At 42.3% G+C, this 18,708-nt stretch carries 16 protein-coding genes; 11 read left to right on the top strand and 5 right to left on the bottom strand.

The window, feature by feature from the left end:
• Positions 1-161: 161 nt before the first annotated feature.
• A complete protein-coding gene (locus tag VXS03_RS18490; protein WP_327765322.1) occupies positions 162-1,334 on the bottom strand; it encodes a 3-phenylpropionate MFS transporter in 1,173 nt (390 codons plus the stop codon).
• A 357-nt stretch (positions 1,335-1,691) separates the two neighbouring features.
• Between VXS03_RS18490 and acs the strand changes: the two genes are divergently transcribed.
• The 9 genes from acs to fis all read left to right on the top strand — a co-directional run bounded on the left by acs (position 1,692) and on the right by fis (position 10,890).
• Positions 1,692-3,641, top strand: a complete 1,950-nt coding sequence (acs, locus tag VXS03_RS18485; RefSeq protein WP_327765321.1) for an acetate--CoA ligase — start codon at positions 1,692-1,694, stop codon at positions 3,639-3,641.
• Positions 3,642-4,154: 513 nt separating this feature from the next.
• Positions 4,155-4,607 carry a type II 3-dehydroquinate dehydratase gene (gene aroQ, locus VXS03_RS18480; protein WP_080158695.1) on the top strand — a complete coding sequence of 151 codons (453 nt, stop codon included), beginning with the start codon at positions 4,155-4,157 and terminating at the stop codon, positions 4,605-4,607.
• 26 nt (positions 4,608-4,633) lie between these two features.
• On the top strand, positions 4,634-5,095 hold the full coding sequence (gene accB, locus VXS03_RS18475) for an acetyl-CoA carboxylase biotin carboxyl carrier protein (protein ID WP_080158696.1): 462 nt from the start codon (positions 4,634-4,636) through the stop codon (positions 5,093-5,095).
• A gap of 15 nt (positions 5,096-5,110) precedes the next feature.
• Entirely contained in the window at positions 5,111-6,454 is a 1,344-nt protein-coding gene (gene accC / locus VXS03_RS18470) for an acetyl-CoA carboxylase biotin carboxylase subunit (protein ID WP_327765320.1), read from the top strand.
• Positions 6,455-6,648: 194 nt separating this feature from the next.
• Positions 6,649-6,930, top strand: coding sequence for a YhdT family protein (locus VXS03_RS18465; RefSeq protein ID WP_080158698.1), 282 nt, complete (start codon positions 6,649-6,651; stop codon positions 6,928-6,930).
• A complete protein-coding gene (gene panF / locus VXS03_RS18460) occupies positions 6,923-8,374 on the top strand; it encodes a sodium/pantothenate symporter (protein WP_327765319.1) in 1,452 nt (483 codons plus the stop codon). Before VXS03_RS18465 ends, panF begins: the two co-directional genes overlap by 8 nt.
• 169 nt (positions 8,375-8,543) lie before the next feature.
• The gene (gene prmA, locus VXS03_RS18455) at positions 8,544-9,428 is read left to right on the top strand and encodes a 50S ribosomal protein L11 methyltransferase (protein ID WP_297476274.1); all 885 of its coding nucleotides are present in this window, start codon (positions 8,544-8,546) and stop codon (positions 9,426-9,428) included.
• A 176-nt stretch (positions 9,429-9,604) separates the two neighbouring features.
• The gene (dusB, locus tag VXS03_RS18450) at positions 9,605-10,570 is read left to right on the top strand and encodes a tRNA dihydrouridine synthase DusB (RefSeq protein ID WP_327765339.1); all 966 of its coding nucleotides are present in this window, start codon (positions 9,605-9,607) and stop codon (positions 10,568-10,570) included.
• 23 nt (positions 10,571-10,593) lie between these two features.
• Positions 10,594-10,890, top strand: coding sequence for a DNA-binding transcriptional regulator Fis (gene fis / locus VXS03_RS18445; RefSeq protein ID WP_005372656.1), 297 nt, complete (start codon positions 10,594-10,596; stop codon positions 10,888-10,890).
• Positions 10,891-11,608: 718 nt separating this feature from the next.
• Here fis and VXS03_RS18440 read toward each other — a convergent pair.
• A complete protein-coding gene (locus tag VXS03_RS18440) occupies positions 11,609-12,787 on the bottom strand; it encodes a MalY/PatB family protein (protein ID WP_327765318.1) in 1,179 nt (392 codons plus the stop codon).
• A gap of 66 nt (positions 12,788-12,853) precedes the next feature.
• Positions 12,854-14,431, bottom strand: a complete 1,578-nt coding sequence (gene malX, locus VXS03_RS18435; protein WP_327765317.1) for a maltose/glucose-specific PTS transporter subunit IIBC — start codon at positions 14,429-14,431, stop codon at positions 12,854-12,856.
• Between the two features lie 284 nt (positions 14,432-14,715).
• On the opposite strand from malX, the gene malI reads away from it, so the two are divergent.
• Entirely contained in the window at positions 14,716-15,744 is a 1,029-nt protein-coding gene (gene malI / locus VXS03_RS18430; RefSeq protein WP_327765316.1) for a Mal regulon transcriptional regulator MalI, read from the top strand.
• Between the two features lie 70 nt (positions 15,745-15,814).
• Here malI and ppnP read toward each other — a convergent pair whose 3' ends face one another.
• Positions 15,815-16,096: a pyrimidine/purine nucleoside phosphorylase gene (gene ppnP / locus VXS03_RS18425; RefSeq protein WP_036788928.1), complete on the bottom strand. Its 282-nt coding sequence runs from the start codon at positions 16,094-16,096 to the stop codon at positions 15,815-15,817.
• 302 nt (positions 16,097-16,398) lie between these two features.
• Positions 16,399-16,869 (bottom strand): Zn(2+)-responsive transcriptional regulator, encoded by a 471-nt coding sequence (gene zntR, locus VXS03_RS18420; protein ID WP_327765315.1) that lies wholly within the window; start codon positions 16,867-16,869, stop codon positions 16,399-16,401.
• A 227-nt stretch (positions 16,870-17,096) separates the two neighbouring features.
• Here zntR and purH point away from each other — a divergent pair, with 227 nt between their 5' ends.
• On the top strand, positions 17,097-18,689 hold the full coding sequence (purH, locus tag VXS03_RS18415) for a bifunctional phosphoribosylaminoimidazolecarboxamide formyltransferase/IMP cyclohydrolase (protein WP_327765314.1): 1,593 nt from the start codon (positions 17,097-17,099) through the stop codon (positions 18,687-18,689).
• Positions 18,690-18,708 lie beyond the last annotated feature (19 nt).

Raw genomic sequence — 18,708 nt, 5'->3', positions numbered from 1 at the left:
ATTCCACTGTAACGGAGATATTGACCTTGGCTCAATTGAGGTCGATCACAAAAATGACGCTAAGGGTTATTTTCATCAACCACCCCTCGTTTTGACCGTAAAAAAAGCGTGACCATCAATGGTCACGCTTAAGTTGAATCTTTAAATTGTAGTTGAGGGGATTAACTCATTTGCGGTGTGAGTGTTTGCGGTTGCTCGTCAGGCAATGGTAAACGAATAAAGAATACTGGCACCGCCATTGCAGCCATGATCCAGAATACATCGGCCCCCCACCCTCCATAAATCCAACCACTAATTGACGTTAATACTGCCATCACCGCCCCAAGTGGAATCGCGTTATATAATGATTGTAGCGCTACCATATGATTGCTTGGTGAACGTCCAATATATCGAATAGCTGCTAGATGAGCGGCAGCAAACGTCACACTGTGTAATGACTGCACTGCAAACATTGCCCATTGATCAGTAATGGTCGCAGTTAACCCCCAACGCACCAATACACCCACAGCAGCTAAACGGAACATATTATTAATCGACCAGTTAGCAAATAAGCGCTTACTTACAAGGAACATTCCGACTTCAGCGGCAACACTAAAACTCCATAAATAGCCAATCACCGATTCATTAAAGCCTATTTTCTGCCAATAAATCGAACTAAAACCATAATATGCTGCATGGCTACCCTGCAATAATGCTGCAATTAGCATTAATTTAATCACTGAACTATCACGTAAAATCTGCATTAACGCAGGACGTGTTTGCTGATGGCTATCAACATCAACAGGCGTTACCGTTGGGTTACGTGCTGCCATTATTTGTGCGAAACCTAAGCCAGCTAAAGCAACCCAAGGGATAATATCTGCGCCATAACGTTGAGCTAAAATTCCCACAGCAGTAGAGCCAGCAATAAACGCAATTGAGCCCCATAAGCGGGTGCGACCATAATCTAAATGGCCCTCTTTGGCATAGTGGTTTGTTATCGCATCTGAAATAGGAACGATTGGACCGGCGGATAAATTAAATAGCACTGTAACCGCAGTCAGAGCCCAGAGGTTACCACCACACACAATATAAATAATACAGGCCACCAGCCCTAATAACGTAAAGCCACGTAATGCCGGAATTAAATGTTCGACTTTATGAATCCTTGGGGTGATCACTAAATTAGCAATACAACGCACGGCAAAACCTAAACCAAGCAGTAGACCAATATCAGAATCATCGACCCCTATATGTTTAAACCAAATCGCCCAAAAAGGTAAATAAACCCCATAAGAAAAGAAAAATCCCAATAGATATTGGGATGTCCAGCCATAAGGCTTACTTTTAAACATAATAGATCTCAAAATGTGGTAGATGAAAAACTGCTCTATTATGCCGTAAATCGACCATGACGCCGTAATGCTTCAGTGATGTTTACACTAAAATAACAAATATTCGCAACCTATTTGCGACGACGATCACACTCAAGATTAATGCCATTATTCAACCAATAGCATCACCAGCGCACAAAATACAATGTAACCCACATGCAACAATATAAGCCCGACCAATAACGCGGTGATCTCATCCTAAAGTCTAATTGTCGTCCTCCCTATAATCCTCCACTTTAACCTTTAATATCGCTTAAAACGGTGGCAGTTCAATATCACAGCAATCCCCCAATAGGGAAGAACTCAAGGAGAACAGGGATGAGTGAGGTTCATATTTATCCAGTTGATAATGCAATAGCGAATAACGCCCATATCAACGCTGACCAATATCGTGAGATGTACCAACAATCAACCATAAATCCTCAAGGCTTCTGGCGTCAACATGGTCAAATCATTGATTGGATCACGCCATACACTAAGGTGAAAAACACCTCATTTGATAGCGGTCATGTCAGCATAAAATGGTTTGAAGATGGTGAACTTAACGTTTCAGCCAATTGTATTGATCGCCATCTTGCTGATCGTGGCGATCAAGCGGCGATTATTTGGGAAGGCGATGATCCTAATGATGATGCCACCCTAACCTATAATGATCTTTACCAACAAGTCTGCCAATTTGCTAACGCCCTTAAAAGCCAAGGGGTACGTAAAGGTGATGTTGTATGCCTTTACATGCCAATGATCGCAGAAGCTGCGGTTGCCATGCTGGCATGTACTCGTATTGGCGCAGTACATACTATTGTCTTTGGTGGTTTTTCCCCTGAAGCCCTCGCTGGTCGTATTATTGATTCTAATGCAAAAGTTGTGATCACCGCTGATGAAGGGGTGCGTGGTGGGCGAGCCGTTCCTTTAAAACAAAATGTTGATGATGCTCTCGCTAATCCATTAGTTACCAGCGTTGAAAAAGTAGTGGTCTTTCAACGCACTGGTGGTGGTATTGAATGGCACAATGAACGTGATGTGTGGTGGCATCAAGCAACAGCTGTCGCTTCTAATCACTGCGCACCAGAACCAATGAATGCAGAGGATCCGCTATTTATTCTCTATACATCAGGTTCAACAGGTAAACCTAAAGGCGTGTTGCACACCACTGGTGGCTATCTGGTTTATGCCACCATGACCTTTAAATATGTTTTTGACTACCAACCCGGTGAAGTCTATTGGTGTACTGCCGATGTTGGCTGGATCACAGGTCACAGCTATTTGGTTTATGGCCCTCTCGCCAATGGCGCGACCACGGTTTTATTTGAAGGTGTACCGAATTATCCATCCACTAGCCGAATGAGTGAAGTGGTTGATAAACATCAAGTCAACATCCTCTATACTGCCCCTACTGCAATTCGCGCGTTAATGGCAAAAGGTGATGAAGCGATTACAGGAACCCACCGTTCATCATTACGGATCATGGGATCTGTCGGTGAGCCAATTAACCCAGAAGCATGGGAATGGTATCACCGTACCATTGGTGATAGCCGTTGCCCGATTGTTGACACCTGGTGGCAAACAGAAACTGGCGGCATTCTTATCAGCCCACTACCTGGTGCAACGACACTTAAACCCGGCTCAGCAACGCGACCATTTTTTGGTGTACAACCAGCATTAGTTGATAACGTCGGTAATATCCTTGACGGTGCGACTGACGGTAACCTTGTAATGACCGATTCATGGCCGGGACAAATGCGTACATTATGGGGTGATCACGAACGGTTTGAACAAACCTACTTCTCAACCTTTCCCGGAATGTATTTCTCTGGTGATGGCGCTCGACGTGATGAAGATGGTTACTATTGGATCACAGGTCGAGTTGATGATGTGCTAAATATTTCAGGTCACCGTATGGGAACCGCTGAGATTGAATCGGCTTTAGTCGCTTTTGATAAAATAGCAGAAGCGGCGATCGTCGGTGTCCCTCATGCGATTAAAGGCCAAGCGATTTATGCATATATCACTCTTAATGATGGTGAATATCCAAGTGCTGAATTACATAAACAAGTTAAAGATTGGGTACGTAAAGAAATAGGGCCAATTGCTACTCCTGATTTTCTTCACTGGACAGATTCATTACCTAAAACTCGCTCTGGTAAAATTATGCGCCGAATTCTACGCAAAATAGCAACCGGAGATACTAGATCTCTAGGGGATACATCAACACTCGCAGATCCAAGTGTGGTTGATAAACTGATAGCAGAAAAACAACAATTATTCTAAATCGTGCTTATCCCTAAAAAAGCAATCTAACTAAGATCAAAAGACCGCAACTGTGGTCTTTTTTTATGCAGTTATTAATGATAATTTAAATCGAATTCAGCTTAGGATAAGCTAGTTAACGCTAAAATATCGCGTTAACCTATTCGATATTGATAATATTTTTTAAAAAAGCCTCATTAAATAAGCTTATTAATGATCTTTTTTAAGCCCAATTATCACACCGTAATAATAACTGACGAAAACACAGTTTTATTACTAAATTCTTGCACTTAGTTACGTTACATTGACGTAGGATAAACGTATTAACATCTACTAACATTCTTACAACGGCTTACACCTGTTCGCGCAAAAAGTGGTGATTAGACCAGTATTTTGCTGCGATTTGCGTTGAATTCTCTATAATTGGTTCACAATTAATGTTTGGTAGTAAAAAAACGGACACATGGAAGTCAACTTGTAGATAGCCACAAGTTGTTCGAGTTTAACCTCATAAACAAGTGATGAGACCTCAAGATGCCAACCATTAAACGAATTTTACTGATTAATGGACCCAACCTAAATTTATTAGGTCTGCGTGAGCCTGAACATTATGGCCAGCAAACACTCACGCAACTGGTTCAGAAATTAACGACCAAAGCCGTCGATTTAGGCGTGGCATTAGAACACATTCAATCAAATGCGGAACACGAGTTAATTGATGCGATTCACCAAGCCTACGCTAACGTGGATTTCATTATTATAAACCCAGCAGCTTTCACTCACACTAGCGTTGCTATTCGTGATGCCTTACTTGGGGTTGCTATTCCGTTTATTGAAGTACATTTATCTAACGTTCACGCACGTGAACCTTTTCGTCATCACTCTTACTTATCGGATAAAGCGGTAGGCGTGATTTGTGGCCTTGGCCCTGACGGTTATGAATTCGCCCTACAGGCAGCGATTAATCGCCTGCATGCAGATAGCTAACTGAACAATATATAAAGAGAAAAATAATGGACATTCGTAAAATTAAGAAGCTAATTGAACTGGTTGAAGAATCTGGTATTGCAGAGCTAGAGATTTCTGAAGGTGAAGAATCTGTTCGAATCAGTCGTAGTGTTCCCGTCACTGCTATGCCACAACAATATGCTGTTGCTCCTATGGCGGCACCTGTTCAAGCAGCACCTGTAGCAGAAGCTCCTGCATCATTCCAAGCACCAGAAGCACCTGTTGTTGCACCTGGTCATAAAGTGCTTTCACCAATGGTAGGTACTTTCTACCGTGCACCAAGCCCAGAAGCAAAGAACTTCATTGAAGTCGGTCAATCAATCAACATTGGCGATACACTATGTATCGTTGAAGCAATGAAGATGATGAACCAAATTCAAGCAGACAAAGCAGGTAAAATCGTTGCAATTCTTGCTCAAGAAGGCGATGCAATTGAATTCGATCAACCGCTTGTAATCATCGAGTAATCGAGGCTCCTGGCTATGTTAGATAAATTAGTAATCGCGAACCGAGGTGAAATTGCACTTCGAATTCTTCGCGCATGTAAAGAATTAGGTATTAAGACGGTTGCGGTTCACTCAACGGCTGACCGCGATCTTAAGCACGTACTATTAGCAGATGAATCTGTTTGTATTGGTCCTGCTCGTGGTATTGATAGCTACCTTAATATTCCTCGCATTATCAGTGCGGCAGAAATCACTGGCGCAGTAGCGATTCACCCAGGTTACGGTTTCCTATCTGAAAATGCAGATTTTGCTGAACAAGTAGAACGTTCAGGTTTTATTTTCGTTGGCCCTAAAGCAGAAACTATTCGTCTAATGGGTGATAAAGTTTCAGCAATTAACGCCATGAAAAAAGCCGGTGTACCTTGTGTTCCAGGTTCTGACGGTCCACTTGATGACGATGAAGCGAAAAACAAATCTTTCGCTAAGCGTATTGGTTACCCAGTTATCATTAAAGCCTCTGGCGGCGGCGGTGGTCGTGGTATGCGCGTAGTTCGTTCTGAAAAAGAACTGACTGAAGCGATTGCGATGACTCGTGCAGAAGCAAAATCTTGCTTTAATAATGACATGGTTTACATGGAAAAATACCTTGAAAACCCACGTCATATCGAAGTTCAAGTTCTTGCTGACGGCCAAGGTGGCGCAATTCACTTAGGCGAACGTGACTGTTCAATGCAACGTCGCCACCAAAAAGTAGTTGAAGAAGCACCTGCACCAGGCATCACTGAAGAAATGCGTAAATACATCGGTGAACGTTGTACACGTGCATGTTTAGAAATCAATTACCGTGGCGCAGGTACATTTGAGTTCCTATATGAAAACGGTGAATTCTACTTTATTGAAATGAACACCCGTATTCAGGTTGAACACCCAGTGACTGAAATGGTAACCGGTGTTGATCTAATTAAAGAGCAATTACGTATTGCGGCAGGTCAGCCATTATCATTTAGCCAAAAAGATATTCAAATTCGTGGCCACGCGGTTGAATGTCGAATTAACGCAGAAGATCCTGAGCGCTTCTTACCTTGCCCTGGTACGATCACACGTTTCCACTCTCCAGGTGGTATGGGGATTCGTTGGGAGTCTCACATCTATACTGGTTATACTGTACCGCCTTACTATGATTCAATGATTGGTAAGTTAATCGCTTATGGTGAAAACCGTGATGTGGCTATCTCACGTATGCGTAACGCATTAGGTGAAATGATCATTGATGGTATTAAAACCAATATTCCACTTCAGCAAGAAATTATGGCTGATGAGAACTTCCAAAAAGGTGGCGCTAACATCCACTACCTTGAGAAGAAGCTTGGTTTACAATAAGACTTGATATGACATCAAAAGGCTGCCTAAGGGTGGCCTTTTTTATTGTTAACGTAACCATCCCTTATTGGTTAGCGTTCTAGGCGTGGCATAAACCCCTATCTTTTGCCACAATAGCCCCCTTTTTTGACCGCTACCACTGATCCTCACCCTTCAGTAGTAGATTCTTTATCAATAATAACTGGAGAAACCGCATGAAAACGCTTTCTGCCCGCTACCGCCAAGCACATAAAGAAGCGTACTGGGCGATAGGACTCGCGTTAGCTTATTTTCTTTGGTGGTATGTTTCCGCCTATGGGTTTGCCCCCGCTATCAATGATCTCAGTATGCCAACCCTTTATTTTGGTTTCCCATTGTGGTTTTTACTGTCATGCATTGTCGGCCCAATTGTTTTTACCATCCTGTGTGCCTTGATGGTGAAATTTATTTACCGTGATCTCCCTCTTGAAATAACAGACGATAAACCACATGAATAGCCAACTTATCATTCCTTTAGTACTGTATTTAGCCGCTGTTTTTGGCGTTGCGCTCTATACTCGCCGTTTTCAAGGTAAAGGTAACTTCTTAACTGAATACCTCGTCGGTGGCCGCAGTATGGGCGGTTTTGTTCTCGCAATGACCCTAGCGGCAACCTATGCCAGTGCTAGTACTTTTATTGGTGGGCCAGGAGCTGCTTATAAAATGGGCCTTGGCTGGGTATTACTCGCCATGATCCAACTGCCTGCGGCATGGTTAACATTAGGTGTACTTGGTAAAAAGTTTGCCATAGAGTCTCGCCGTCATAATGCGTTAACCCTCAATGACATTTTATATTCTCGCTACCAACATAAAGGCGTGGTGATTTTCGCCTCTTTATCATTATTATTAGCCTTCTTTGGCACCATGGTAGTGCAATTTGTTGGTGGAGCACGCTTACTACAAACCGTCACAGGGCTGTCTTATACCCATGGTTTAATGCTATTTGCGATCACCGTTGGGCTCTATACCACCATTGGTGGCTTTCGCGCAGTCGTCATGACCGATACCATTCAAGGGATCATGATGATCATCGGTACGATCGCGCTTCTGGTCGGGATCGTTCACACTGGCGGCAGTATTGGCGCACTAGTGACTAAATTACACGATATTGATCCAGCCTTGGTCTCACCTTATGGACCTAATCATTTTTTAAGCCAGCCTTTTATGCTTAGCTTTTGGATTCTCGTCTGTTTTGGCGTAATTGGTTTACCTCATGCCGCAGTACGCTGTATGTCTTACAAAGACAGCCGCTCACTGCATAAGGGCATGGTAATCAGTACGATTATGGTTGCCCTACTGATGTTCGGTATGCACTTAGCTGGTGCATTAGGTCGAGCTATCGTGCCTGATATCGCTAGCCCTGACCAAATTATGCCAACCTTGATGGTGACAGTGCTACCACCAGCGGTTGCCGGAATTTTTTTAGCAGGACCAATGGCTGCGATTATGTCGACCATTGACTCACAATTAATTCAAGCATCTGCAACCTTACTTAAAGACTTATATATTAATTATATCAATCCTAAGATAGCTGAAGGTGAAGCGGCTGAAACTAAGCTTCCTAAGTTATCACTATGGGTAACGGGTATTTTTTCAGCCTTGGTGTTTGTGGCGGCAATGAATCCACCCAATATGATCATTTGGCTCAATCTATTGGCTTTTGGCAGCTTACAAGCGGTATTCCTATGGCCGTTAGTACTGGGACTATATTGGGAAAAAGCCTCTGCAACGGGCGCTTTTGCATCAATGATTGTTGGACTAACCACCTACTTAGGACTGTCATTAGGTAAGCCTGATATGGGGGGAATGCACGCTATCGTTCCTACCTTAATTATTGGTTTACTGGCATTTATCATCGGTAGTTATGTTCGTCCGAACAAATTGAAACCAGCAGAGATTTAACGATATTTCAGCGATAATGACACTAACATCGCCGCAAATTAACGAGGGAGAGCCAACAGGCTCTCTCTTTTTTTATCGATTGTTTAGCATCTGCTAATGGGGATTGGTGAAATTTCATGCTAAACTGCGCCCCCTATGTTCAAGTAGTCACAAAATAAGCGAAGAAACCATGCCTTGGATTCAAATTAAACTGAACGCTACTGCAGAGAATGCAGAAGCAATTGGCGACATGCTAATGGAAGAGACTGGTGCTCTATCCGCCACTTTCCTTGACGCACAAGACACGCCAGTTTTCGAGCCAATGCCAGGCGAAACCCGCCTATGGGGCGATACTGATGTGATTGGTTTGTATGATGCTGAAGCCGACATGGATTTCGTGCTGAACATGCTAAAAAACAGTGCTCTTATTGCTGATGATTTTGCATATAAAATCGAGCAGTTAGAAGATAAAGACTGGGAACGTGAATGGATGGATAACTTCCACCCAATGCGTTTTGGTCGTCGTTTATGGATTTGTCCAAGCTGGCGTGAAGCTCCAGAACCAGAAGCCGTCAATGTACTGTTAGACCCAGGTTTGGCATTTGGTACAGGTACTCACCCAACCACATCATTGTGTCTTGAGTGGCTAGATGGTCAAGATCTAACGGGTAAAACCATCATCGACTTTGGTTGTGGTTCAGGTATTTTAGCGATTGCAGCACTGAAATTAGGCGCAGCAAAAGTTATCGGTATTGATATCGATCCACAAGCTATTTTAGCCTCACGTGATAATGCTGAACGCAATGGTGTTTCAGATAATCTAGAGCTATATCTGCCACAAGATCAACCACAAGGTATTCAAGCAGATGTGGTAGTTGCTAACATTCTAGCCGGCCCATTGCGTGAATTATCACCAGTGATTAAGAGTTTGGTTAAAAATGGTGGTGACCTAGCAATTTCAGGTGTGCTTGAAAGCCAAGCTGAAGATGTTGCGACTTACTACAGCGATGAAATCACATTAGATCCAGTAATGGCACGCGAAGAGTGGTGTCGTATCTCGGGTCATAAAGCATAAAAATTACGGTAATTGGTTGCTGCTGTTGATTATTATTAATTAATTTAACGGGTCAATTGATTGAAAATCATGCGATTTTGACAAACAAAATCATCATGCTCAATTATTGGCCTTTTCAGCAGCGTAAAAAATGCGTAAAATGCGCGCCCTTACTGGCACAGTCAGGTAGAGACATTTTGCATATCGGTCCATATCAACTTAAAAACCAACTGATAGTCGCGCCAATGGCGGGTGTGACCGATCGGCCATTTCGTGAATTATGCCTTCGCTACGGCGCAGGTATGGCTATTAGCGAGATGATGTCGTCAAATCCAGATTTATGGAAGACGTCTAAATCGCTCAATCGAATGGTTCATGAAGGTGAATCAGGGATTCGTTCGGTTCAGATCGCAGGTGCTGATCCAAAATTGATGGCCGAAGCTGCGCAATTCAGTGTTGAAAACGGTGCGCAAATCATCGATATCAACATGGGATGCCCAGCTAAGAAAGTAAATAAACGATTAGCAGGTTCTGCGCTATTGCAGTATCCCAATCTTATCGAAGATATTCTTCGTGCAGTCGTGGACGCAGTAGATGTTCCCGTGACGCTTAAAACCCGTACCGGCTGGGATCTGGACAACAGGAACTGTGTCAACATAGCCAAACTCGCCGAACAATGCGGCATACAGGCTCTCGCCCTTCACGGACGTACCAAAGCTTGTATGTACAAAGGTGAAGCGGAATATGACTACATTAGAGCGGTGAAACAAGCCATCTCGATCCCAGTTATCGCTAACGGTGATATCGATAGCCCGGAGAAAGCACGCTTTGTACTCGATTATACGGGTGCCGATGCTCTAATGATTGGCCGACCTGCACAAGGAAAGCCGTGGATTTTTAGAGAAATCCACCATTACTTAACAACCGGTGAACACCTCGCTGCGCCGTCAATTGACGAAATCAGCGAAATTATGTTGGGGCATGTTAAGGCACTTCACCAATTTTATGGTGATTACCTAGGATTACGCATTGCACGTAAACACGTGTCTTGGTACTTGAAAGAACATGCACCTGCAGGTGATTTCCGCCGGACCTTCAACGCACTCGAGGATGCTCAACAGCAAATCGATGCGCTGCAAGGCTACTTCGAAAACGTTGCATAAATACTAGAAGAGCTTACAGAATTATGTTCGAACAAAATCTGACTTCCGAAGCGTTAACAGTAACAACTGTAACTTCACAAGACCAAATCACACAGAAACCATTACGTGATTCAGTGAAGGCATCCCTTAAAAACTACCTTGCTCAATTAAATGGTCAGGAAGTCGACGATCTGTACGAGCTTGTGCTTGCAGAAGTTGAACAACCACTACTAGACACTATCATGCAGTACACTCGCGGTAACCAAACTCGCGCTGCAACCATGATGGGTATTAACCGTGGTACGCTACGTAAGAAGCTTAAAAAATACGGCATGAACTAAACCACACAGGTTTAATTCTTATAAAAAAGCCCATTTCATCGTGATGATGAAATGGGCTTTTTCATTATTGAGAGAAAAAACACTAATCATGTTTAATGTCTGATTTATTCAAGCATGCATATTTAAAAAATGCTTGCATATGGTCGCATTGGCGGCACTGGATAATACGTCGAATAAAAAGGCGCTGGTAAAATTTGCGATGTATTCTTTCAATGTCATATGATTGACAATTATTGCATTGGTTCATTCCTATCCCCTTAATATCGCAATATACAACAAAGAGCATAATTCAAACACAACACAAAATAAACTAATTACATAATAATAAATAACACACAATAAATAATCTGCGTACGACTTAAAATAAATCAGACCCAAAATTTAGTTATCTGATTTATTTAAAAACGTATACTTAAAGACTTTATGGATATGACCGCATTCATTACAAATGGTGACACGTTTAATAAACAAACGTTGGAAAAATTTTCGATGTTTTCTGTCAATATCATAAGACTGACACTTATTACATTTGCGCATAATTAATCTTCACTTAATACATAAAGTGCGTCAAATTATACCTTAATAACCATTGTAAGTATTCGGGCTGCATATAGAAGTGCGGCCAATTATACATTACTGAGCCCCGCTCCATTACCGTCGTGTCACCATATTATAAAATGCCACCGCCTTCGGTAACGTTAAAGATCAACCATCAATATTAATACTCGACTAATTGATGTAATGCAGCCACTAGCGCTTGTACCCCGATTTCAACCTTACTACGTGGACATCCAACATTTAAACGTACATGCCCAATACCTTCCACACCATAAGTATCACCACGCATAATCGCAACGCGGTACTCATTAATTAATAAATGCTGTAATGCATCCATATCAACATTAAGAGGACGCAAATCAATCCACGCTAAATAGGTTCCTTGTGGTACTTGATAATTAAGCTCAGGAAACGCCTGTTCAAGTTGCTGTGCCACATACTGTAAGTTTGCTTGCAGATACTCTTTTAAACTCCCTAGCCATTCCTCACCTTCGTTATAGGCCGCAATGTGTCCAATAATCCCTAAAATAGCGGGTGACGATAAACCGTGTGCCGCTTTCAATTGGGTTAAGTAACATTCACAAGCTTGAGAATCGGCAATAACTGCATAAGCTCCGGTTAGTGCAGGAATATTAAAAGACTTAGAGCCAGAAGAGACGAGAGCCCAATGACTGTCAGTAGCCACGGCCGGCCATGGAATATATTGATTAAATGCCATGTCCATATGGATATCATCAGAAATAACTTTTACATGATGATACTGACAAATCTGCGCCATACGAGTAAGTTCAGCGCGTGTCCATACTCGCCCTGTCGGATTTTGAGGACTACACAATAACAACACTTTACATTCAACTCGTGCAGCTTGTGCCTCAAACTGTAGCCAATCGATCTCATAATACCCATTAGCCGTTTTTAATAGCGGGCTGGTTAGCAATTGTCGTTGATTAGCGTTAAGCATATTAGCAAACGCATCATAAGCAGGAGTATGGACCAACACACCATCACCCTCATTTGTCCATTGCTGTACCAATTGCGAAATAATATAGATTACCGATGGTCCATAGACGATATGATCAGAATTTATTTCAGTATCATAACGACGAGAAAACCACCCTGTAATAGCAGATTTAAAATCATGATGATTCCAACGACTATAACCAAAAACACCGTGAGCCAACCGAGTTGCTAATGCTTGCTGAATACAAGGCGCAACAGCAAAATCCATATCAGAAATCGTAAAGGGTAATAAATCATCACTACCAAACCGATCAGCAACATAATCCCATTGAGTACAATAAGTACCATAGCGATTCACAGGCGTAGAAAAATCAAACATAACAGCCTCGCAGATAACCTCAAACAATATCAAAAAAAAGCGGAGCGTTAAGCTCCGCTCGTTACGTTATGCGCTAGCAGGTAGCAGTCCTTGAATTTCGTTTTTAACCATATGAACCTGAGGTCCAATCACCACTTGTAAGTTATGTTCATCAAGCTTAACCACCCCTAAAGCACCATTAGCCTTTAGAACAGCATCATTAACTAAACTCATGTCATTAACAGATAAACGTAATCGAGTAATACAGTTATCCAGTGACACTAAATTATCAGCCCCACCTAGTGCCGCTAAAATTATATCGCCTTTGTAACCCGTGGTTTTTTCACCCGTTACAGCAAAGGCTAATGCTTCTTTGGTTTCAACTTCACGCCCAGGTGTTTTAAGATTGAAACGTGTAATGGCAAACCGGAACACGCTGTAATAAACCACAAACCAAATTGCAGCAACTAACGGCACTAAATACCACTTTGTTGCTGTGCCTTGTAACACACCGAAGATTAAGAAGTCGATAATATTGCCATCAGTATTACCAATAGTGACCCCAAGTAAGCCCATCACCATAAAGCCGACTCCCGTTAAAATTGCATGCACGACATACAGCGCAGGGGCAACAAACAAGAATAAAAATTCTAATGGTTCAGTGATACCACCAATAATACAAGCAATCACACCGGATAATAATAATGCTTTAACCTTGCTACGATTCTCAAGACGCGCACAATGGTACATAGCTAAAGCCGCGCCAGGTAAACCCCCTAAAAAGACCGGCATTTTACCTTGTGATAAAAACGCAGTTGCAGAGCCAGAGAAGCCTTGAGAAGTTGGGCATGCTAGTTCTGAATAGAAAATATTCAGCGCACCACTGACCGTTTTTCCACACACCTCTAACGATCCCCCTGCCTCAGTGAAACGTACCAAAGCAACTAAAACATGGTGTAAACCAAAAGGTAATAATAGACGCTCTCCGGTACCAAAAAGAAACGGACCGAACGGACCCGCATGAGAAATCAAGTTACCAATACCAGTAATACCCATCGCAAAATATGGCCATACCACAGGCACGATTAGGCCAACCACACCTAAGACTAAGGTTGAAATAATGGGAACAAAACGCGCCCCACCAAAGAAAGCTAATGCATCAGGCATCTTATAGGTATAAAAACGTGCATGCAGTTTAGCAACGATAATACCGACAATAACCGCCCCCAAAATACCGGTATCAATCGATTCAACCCCAAGAATAGATTTAACGCCATACGCTTTTTCTGCCGCTGGATCACCAATAACACCCGCAACAGTTAAATAGAAATTGATCGAGAGATTTAATGCGGAATAACCAACAAAGCCAGCAAAAGCAGCCACACCTTTTTCTTCACGCGCCAACCCTAGAGGAATCGCAACAGCAAACATTATCGGTAAATAAATAAAAGCCACTAAGCCAATTTTCGTCATCCACATGAACAATAATTGTAAAATGGTATTATCTAAAAAAGGCATGCTTTCTTTTACAGCGGTACTCGAGAGTGAACTACCGATCCCTAATAAAATCCCCGAGAACGCCAATAATGCGACAGGAAGCATGAAGGTTTTGCCTAAGCTTTGAAAAAATTCCCACAGCGTCGTTTTTGGTGCAGATTTAGCCATAATGAGTCACTCACTACCGAAACAGTCAACGTCAATAATAAAGAGGTAAATCGTTTTATCTCTTTATTGAAAAAAAACGTCGACAAAGATGAGATCAAGACTTCTGCCAACGCTTTTGATAAATTACGTAATCAATGATAAAACGTTTTACCTATTTTTATCGCTAACAAGATCACGGAAATATAGCGTGTTAGCACCCATTTCCAAATTTGTGATGCTGTTAGAATAATCACTATCAATCTAACGTTTTCAAATGCAACAACATGAATAGGATACATTCACTGATGGCGAGTAAGACACCCAAAATAAAAATAACTGATGTCGCAGCCTATGCTGATGTATCTGTCTCTACCGTCTCATTAGTGCTCAGTAATAAAGGTCGAATATCAACCGCAACCATTGATAAAGTGAATCAAGCCGTCGCTGATTTAGGCTATGTTCGTAATACTGCGGCGGCAAATTTACGCACCTCTCACTCCAATTTGATCGGATTGGTATTAGCCGATATTACCGATCCTTTTTATACAGAGATTACCGCAGGTATTAGTGAGGTATTAGAACAACAAGGGTATTTATTATTTTTAGCGCAATCGAATCATAATCCGCAAAAACTAATCCAATGTGTACAATCGATGATTCAGCAAGGTGTCGCAGGTATCGCTTTTAGCCCTGAAAGAGAAGCGACCGCAACGGTTATTACGATGGCACAACAAGCAGGGATCCCTGCCATCTGTTTAGCACGAGCAACAGTGAATAACGACGTTGATTATATCGCGCCAGATAATCACCAAGCTGCTGTTATTGCCAGTCAATATTTAATTAAGCAAGGCCATCGTCACATCGCTTATGTGGGAGGATCTGGGGAGTCTTTAACGCGTGCTGAACGCTTAGGGGGCTTTGGTAGTACATTGATCCAATATGGATTGCCATTTAAAAATGAATGGATCATTGAAGCAGAAAATCAACAATTACATGCAGCAACAACGGTACAGCAGTTATTAACTCAGCATCCCAAAATCACGGCAATTTTATGTCATAGCCCAACAGTCGCATTAGGAGCAATATATGGTGTTAAACGTTGTGGGAAAAGTGTTGGAAAAGATAATTATATTGATCAACAAGTCGCTATAATTAGTTTTGATGATATTGCGGAAGCAACATTAAGCCAACCTTCTTTGACTGTTGTTAGCTCACCTATCAGAAATATTGGTTATCAAGCAGGTCAGCGTTTACTAACACGAATGAAAACAAATGATAGTGCAGTTCAACATTTAATCCTCACCCCACAGCTTATCTGCCGCGATTCTGCCTAATAATTGCAACCAATAAAAAAGCTTCGTCATAACGAAGCTTTCTTTATTCACAAGTTAGCAATGCTGTAACTTATAGGTAATCACATAAATAGGCGGTGGTTTTGGTTACTTTGACATGGAATGCACTATCACCAGGTACTTCAAAATCATCACCAGCACCATAGGTTTCCCAATCAACATGACCCGGAAGTTTTACGGTAAGCTCACCTTTTACGACAGTCATACGCTCAGGAGCTGCGGTTGAAAAAGTATATTCACCTGCAACCATCACACCTACACTGGCATGATCACCGGCAGATTCAAAGCCAACAGATTTCACTTGGCCATCAAAATATTCATTCACTTTTAACATTGAATTTCCTTATTGCTAAACAGGTAAAGCAAATTTTATAAGCTCTGAAACTATCACAATTTTAAATGAACCACTAACGAAAAATACTCGTCAAAAATATGACATATTGAGTCTATTTTCACTGCGCCCTAAACTAACTCATACGGCACTATCGCTGATCGTTCTTTACTTGGAATAGTTGACATAAAAAACAGATAACCATCGAGCCCTTATCGTTACTACCTTGCGAGAACTAAAGCTGAACAAGCAACTCATGATGTAACTAACGATGCTATCTGTCATATCAAAGACTCTACCAGCAATTAATGATCACAATGACATTGCCCTAAATGACAAAACTCAGGCTTTACTTCAGGGTTTGCCATATCATCACAATCATTCAATGCGCCAAGAATTGAACAGTGACTGGCATCATCATTACTATGTCCACAACATGCGTCGTTGATCTTTTTTAATGCGCCACGGATCCGTTGAAGTTCAGCGATTTTACTATCGACTTCATCTAATTTAGCCTGCGTGATCGCTTTAACCTCAGCACAGCTATGTTGACTGGCTTCAAGTCGAATATCCAGTAGTTCACAAATTTCACCTAAGCTCAAACCGATCGCTTTAGCGCGCAAAATAAATTTCACCCGCGATAGATCGCCCTCACTATAAAGACGATAACCACTATCACTTCGGCCGGCAGGTTCAATCAAACCATTCTTTTCATAAAAACGTAATGTATCACTACTGACATTACATAATTTTGCTAACTGCCCTATTAAATACATACTAAACGTCCTTTCAACTAACTTGGTATTTCAGTGATCGCACCCAAATAGCAAACGTTTGCGCAATGTCGATATTCATGTAGAATAGGCATCAGATTGATACATATCGTTTACTCATTTTTAGCTTGGCTCGATTTTAGCCGAGGATATTTTCCAACGCCAATCTAATCCCTGCCGATTGGTATTGGAAAATAACCTATTCACTGTGTATTAGAGAGATGGTAGCAATGGAAAACGTTCGTCCTATTCGCCGTGCGCTGCTCAGCGTATCAGACAAAACTGGTATTGTTGAATTCGCTCACGCCCTCGCCAATCGCGGCGTAGAGATTTTATCTACAGGTGGTACCGCTCGTTTACTTGCAGAACAAAACATTGCAGTTACTGAGGTTTCTGATTATACAGGCTTTCCTGAAATGATGGATGGCCGAGTTAAAACCTTACACCCAAAAGTACACGGTGGCGTATTAGGCCGTCGTGGTCTTGATGATGCTATCATGGCGCAACACGGCATTAATCCCATTGATATGGTCGTGGTTAACCTTTACCCGTTCGCTGAAACCGTTGCTAACCCTAATTGCAGTTTAGAAGATGCGGTAGAAAATATTGATATTGGCGGACCAACCATGGTGCGCTCAGCGGCTAAAAACCATAAAGATGTCACGATTGTGGTTAATGCTGATGATTATGATCGTGTCCTTACAGAAATGAGTGCCAATAACGGCTCATTAACTCAGGCTACACGGTTTGATTTAGCTATTGCTGCGTTTGAACATACTGCCGCTTACGACGGTATGATAGCCAACTACTTCGGTACTATGGTGCCTTCTTACGGCGATAACAAAGAAGGAGATCAAGAGTCAACGTTCCCCCGCACTTTCAATCAACAGTTTGAGAAAAAACAAGACATGCGCTACGGGGAAAATAGCCACCAAGCCGCCGCATTCTATGTTGAAGCACACCCGCAAGAAACATCAGTTGCCACTGCGATTCAGCTACAAGGTAAGGCGCTGTCATACAACAATATCGCAGATACCGATGCCGCACTTGAGTGTGTCAAAGAATTTGATCTGCCTGCTTGTGTGATTGTAAAACATGCTAATCCGTGTGGTGTCGCACTCGGTAGTAACTTACTAGAAGCTTACGATCGCGCTTACAAAACCGATCCAACCTCTGCCTTTGGTGGCATCATTGCTTTTAACCGTGAACTTGATGCAGCAACCGCACAAGCCATTGTTGATCGCCAATTTGTAGAAGTGATCATCGCGCCCAAAGTCTCACCACAAGCAACGACAATTATCGCAGCCAAGAAAAACTTACGTTTACTTGAGTGTGGCGAATGGTCAACTAAAACCATCGGCTTTGATATGAAGCGTGTGAATGGCGGCTTACTGGTTCAAGATCGCGATCAAGGCATGGTATCTGAAAAAGATCTTACCGTGGTCTCTCAACGCCAACCAACAACAGATGAACTGCGTGATGCACTATTTTGCTGGAAAGTCGCAAAATATGTTAAATCGAACGCGATTGTCTATGCCAAAGGCAATATGACCATCGGCGTCGGCGCAGGTCAAATGAGTCGCGTTTATTCTGCCAAAATTGCAGGCATTAAAGCCGCTGACGAAAACCTAGAAGTTGCGGGCAGCGTGATGGCATCAGATGCATTCTTCCCATTCCGTGATGGTATTGATGCCGCAGCAGAAGCAGGCATTACCTGTGTTATTCAACCTGGTGGTTCTATGCGTGATGATGAAGTCATTGCAGCAGCAGATGAACACGGCATGGCAATGGTGTTTACTGGTATGCGTCATTTTCGCCATTAATGCTTCATAGCCAATAAAT

Origin of the sequence: Photobacterium sp. S4TG1 (assembly GCF_036040035.1) — a bacterium.
Classification (GTDB): domain Bacteria; phylum Pseudomonadota; class Gammaproteobacteria; order Enterobacterales; family Vibrionaceae; genus Photobacterium.
This window is presented reverse-complemented; position numbering and strand designations above follow the sequence as displayed.